Source organism: Cyanobium sp. LEGE 06143, assembly GCF_015207535.1.
Classification (GTDB): domain Bacteria; phylum Cyanobacteriota; class Cyanobacteriia; order PCC-6307; family Cyanobiaceae; genus NIES-981.
Window position 1 is genome coordinate 1 of record NZ_JADEWP010000205.1, and the last position, 3,994, is coordinate 3,994.

Here is a 3,994-nt window from a genome sequence, read left to right on the forward strand (position 1 = left end):
CCTCCGGCCTGCCCCGCCCGCTGGTGCTGGGGCTGTCCTTCCCGCTCGTGGTGCTGAACCTGTGGGTGTTCGCCTCGCTCTACAGGGCCTTTGAGGGCATCGCTTCCACCTTCATCCTCGCCGGGGTGATCGCGTTGATCCTCAACCTGCCGGTGCGCCTGCTGCAGCGGCGCCTGGGGCTGGGGCGCAGCTGGGCGATCGGTTTGGTGGTGGGGCTGTTCCTGGCCCTGGCCGGCCTGATCGCCGCCACCCTGCTGCCGCTTCTGGTGGTGCGGTTTCTGGCCTTCACGCAGGTGCTGCCGGAGTGGATCTCCGCCACCGCCCAGCAGCTCGACGCCGTCAGTGGCAGGGCCTCCTATCTGGGCGTGCCGATCGAGGTCAGCGAAATCATCCAGGGCCTGGCGGCAGGGCTCACCGCGCAGCTGGAGGGATTGCTGCTCAACATCCCCGCCTTCATCACCGGATCGCTGGGGAACTTCTTCAGCCTCTTCTTCCTGTTCGTGCTCACGATCTTCTTCCTGATCTATGGCGGTGATTTCGTGCGCAACTGCCTCACCTCCTGGCTGCCTGGCGACAACGGCCTCAAGGCGCTGGCCGTGCTGCGCCGCAACTTCAACAGCTACATCTTCAACCAGCTCATCCTCTCAGCTGTGCTGATGGCTGTACTCACACCCACCCTGTGGCTGCTGAGGGCGCCGTTCCCCATCCTTTCAGGGGTGAGCATCGGTCTGATGGGCTTCATCCCGTTCGGGGCCATCCTCGGCATCCTCTTGTTCAGTGTGCTGTTCATGCTCAAGAGCTTCTGGCTGGGGCTGCGCATCTTCGCTGTGCTGATCGTGGTGGATCAGGTGATCGAAAACGTGCTGCCGCCGCGGCTGCTGGGAAAGCTCACCGGCCTCAACCCGATCGTGATCCTGTTTTCGGTGATGGTGGGCGCCACCCTCGCCAGTTTCTACGGGGTGATCACCGCCGTGCCGATCGCCGCCACCGTCAAGTCGCTGCTGCTCGATTCAGCCGAGCCGGCCTCCAGCTCGGCATAGCCCGCCCGACGCCGGGCATCGAGGGCCTCGAGGTAGCGGCGCTCGTTGTAATACAGCTCCTGAAAGCGCAGGGCGTCGCTGTTGAGCTCGGCGAACAGCTGCTCAATGCGGCCCTCCATGTCGCTGATCGGCACCAGGCCGGCATCCTCTTCGCTGCGCTCCAGCTGCACCAGGCGGGCGATGCAGCGCTCCAGGGTTTCCAGCCGCTGGCTGCTCCAGGCGTCGAGCAGATGCCGGCAGCGCTTCAGGCTGCGCTGGCGCTCCAATGAGGCCAGGGCGCCGCGCAGCTGCAGTTGCGGCTGGCCCAGCTGCAGCTGCTGCAGTTCGCTGGGCTCGATCAGGGGCGTGAGCCGTGTCAGCAGGCTGCTCTCCTCCACCAGCAGCTGGTCACTGAGCAGGCTGGGCAGCTCCAGGTCGGCCAGATCGAGGCCAGGATCGAGGCCGCGGCTCACCGCCTCCAGCCGGCCGGCGCCCAGGTTGTCCTCCTCCAGGGAGCAGATGGCGGCCCAGAGCTGGCGGTGGTGGGCCAGGCCGAAGTCCTCCAGCTCATGGCGGCGCAGCTCGGCGCGGATGCGGGGCCGTTCCGGCGGGCAGTGCAGGTAGAGCCGCAGCACCTCCGCCTCGGCCCGCTCCCGCAGACCCGCCTCACCGGGCTGCTCCCACTTCTGGGAGCGGCCGTGCCAGCGCTGGCCCTTCACCTGCTGGCGCAGGTCGTCCTCCAGCTGGATCGCCAGCCTCGCCTTGCCGCCGCTGAGCCGCTCGGCCACCTGCTGCAGGTAGTGGCTGCGCACGGCGCTCTGGGGCAGCTTGCCGAGCAGGGCCACCAGGGCGCTCACGGCCTGCTGGAACTGATCCGAGCGGGCCAGGTCCTTGCCCTCCAGCACCTGGGCGATCTGCCAGTCGAGCCACTGGGGCGCCTGATCCAGCAGGGCGCGGTAATCACCGGCGCCGTTCTGCTTCAGGAATTCATCGGGATCCTTGCCGGCGGGCAGGTGCAGCACCCGCAGCTCCAGCTGCCCCTGCAGCGCCAGCTGCTCCACCTCGCCGATCGCCCGCTGGGCCGCCCTCACGCCGGCGCCGTCGCTGTCGAAGTTGAGGATCAGGCGGCGGCTCTCGCAGCAGCGGCACAGCTGGGTGATCTGCTGGCGGCTGAGGGCCGTGCCCAGGGAGGCCACCGCATTGGTGATGCCGGCGGCATGCAGGGCGATCACATCGAAGTAGCCCTCCACCACCACCGCCCGGTCATCGCGGCGGATCTCGTTGGCGGCCCGATCCAGGCCGAACAGGTGCTGCCCCTTCTCGAACACCTCCGTTTCCGGGGAGTTGAGGTATTTGGGCTCGCCGCCCTCAAGGCTGCGGCCGCCGAAGCCGATCACCCGCCCCTGGCGGTCGCGGATCGGCACCATCACCCGGCCGCGGAAGCGGTCGTAGTGCCCACGGCGGCTATCGCCGGCCTCCCCCTTGCGGGCCGCCACCAGACCGGCGGCCTCCAGCCATTCCGGGGCCACCCCTTCCACCTGCACTAGGTGGTTCAGCAGCCCATCCCAGCGGTCGGGGGCAAAACCCAGCTCGAAGCTCTCGATCGTGCCCTCACTGAGGCCCCGCTGCTCGCGCAGATAGGCCAGGGCGGCCGCCCCGCCCGGGGCACGCAGCTGGCTGCGGAACCAGCCCGAGGCCAGGCTCAGCACCCGGTGCAGCTGCTCGCGCCGGGAGAGCTGCTTGCGCAGCCGCTCCTGCTGGGGGCCATCCAGCGTTTCCACCGGCAGCTGGTACTTGCGCGCCAGCTCCAGCACCACATCACTGAAGCTGTGGCGCTGCAGCTCCATCAGGAACTTGATGGCGTTGCCGCCGGCGCCGCAGGAGAAGCAGTAGTAGAACTGCTTGGCGGGCGACACCGTCATCGACGGCGATGTGTCGTCGTGGAAGGGGCAGATCCCCACGAACTCGCGCCCCTTCTTCTTGAGCACCACGTGCTCTCCCACCACATCGACGATGTCCGCACGCTCCTTGACGGCCTCGATCGTGCGCGGATGCAGGCGGGGATGGAGCGCGGGCTGGCTCAAGGAGTGGCGCTACCGATGGGGGTTGGATCGCCCCCATTCTGCCGGACACCACCACAACTGGGCGCCCCTGTGGATGCTGGCCAGCGCCCTGGCCTTCAGCCTGATGGGGGTGTGCGTCAAGGCCCTAGGCGGGCGCCTGCCGGTGTCGGAGGTGGTGCTGGCCCGGGCCGTGGTGAGCGTGCTGATCAGCTGGTGGCTGCTGGGCCGGGCCGGGATCGATCCCTGGGGAAACCGCCGCGGGCTGCTGATGGGGCGGGGTCTGCTGGGAACAGCGGGGCTCTACTGCATCTATCAGGCGATCGCCGGCCTGCCCCTGGCGGTGGCCACCCTGCTGCAGTACCTCCATCCCACCTTCACGGCGGTGCTGGCCTGGCCGCTGCTGGGCGAACGGCCCGGCTGGCGGGTGGGAGGTGCTGTGCTGCTGGGCCTGCTCGGGGTGGGGGTGCTCACCATCCCGGCCGGTGATGGGCTGGCGGCCCTCTCCGACCAGCTGCCCACGCTGCCCCTGCTGCTGGCCCTGGCCGGAGCCCTGCTCTCGGCCCTGGCCTACGTGAGCGTGCGGGCCCTGCGCCGCAGTGAGCACCCCCTGGTGGTGGTGTTCTACTTCCCGCTGATGGCCCTGCCGATCAGCCTGCCCCTGGTGCTGCTGGATCCGGTGCAGCCCACGGCCGTGGAGTTCGCCTGGCTGCTGGGGGTGGGCCTGTTCACCCAGCTGGGTCAGCTGGGCCTCACCTATGGGCTGATGGGCATTGCCGCGGGCCGGGCCACGGCGATGAGCTACGTGCAGGTGCCCCTGGCGGCGCTGTGGGGCGTGTTCTGGTTCCACGAGACCCTCGCTCCCTCCCTGCTGCTGGCCGCCGCCCTGGTGCTGGGTGCGACCCTGCTCAGCAT

At 69.1% G+C, this 3,994-nt stretch carries 3 protein-coding genes; 2 read left to right on the forward strand and 1 reads right to left on the reverse strand.

Annotated elements, in window-relative coordinates; all coding sequences use genetic code 11:
* Positions 1-1,040 (forward strand): AI-2E family transporter (locus IQ216_RS12170; protein WP_193815665.1); only part of this gene is annotated, 1,040 nt, incomplete at its 5' end.
* On the opposite strand, the gene dnaG is transcribed toward IQ216_RS12170, so the two are convergent.
* Entirely contained in the window at positions 953-3,103 is a 2,151-nt protein-coding gene (dnaG, locus tag IQ216_RS12175) for a DNA primase (protein WP_193815666.1), read from the reverse strand. The genes IQ216_RS12170 and dnaG overlap by 88 nt on opposite strands.
* 22 nt (positions 3,104-3,125) lie before the next feature.
* On the opposite strand from dnaG, the gene IQ216_RS12180 reads away from it, so the two are divergent.
* A partial coding sequence (locus IQ216_RS12180; protein WP_228007467.1) for a DMT family transporter occupies positions 3,126-3,994 on the forward strand: 869 nt, incomplete at its 3' end.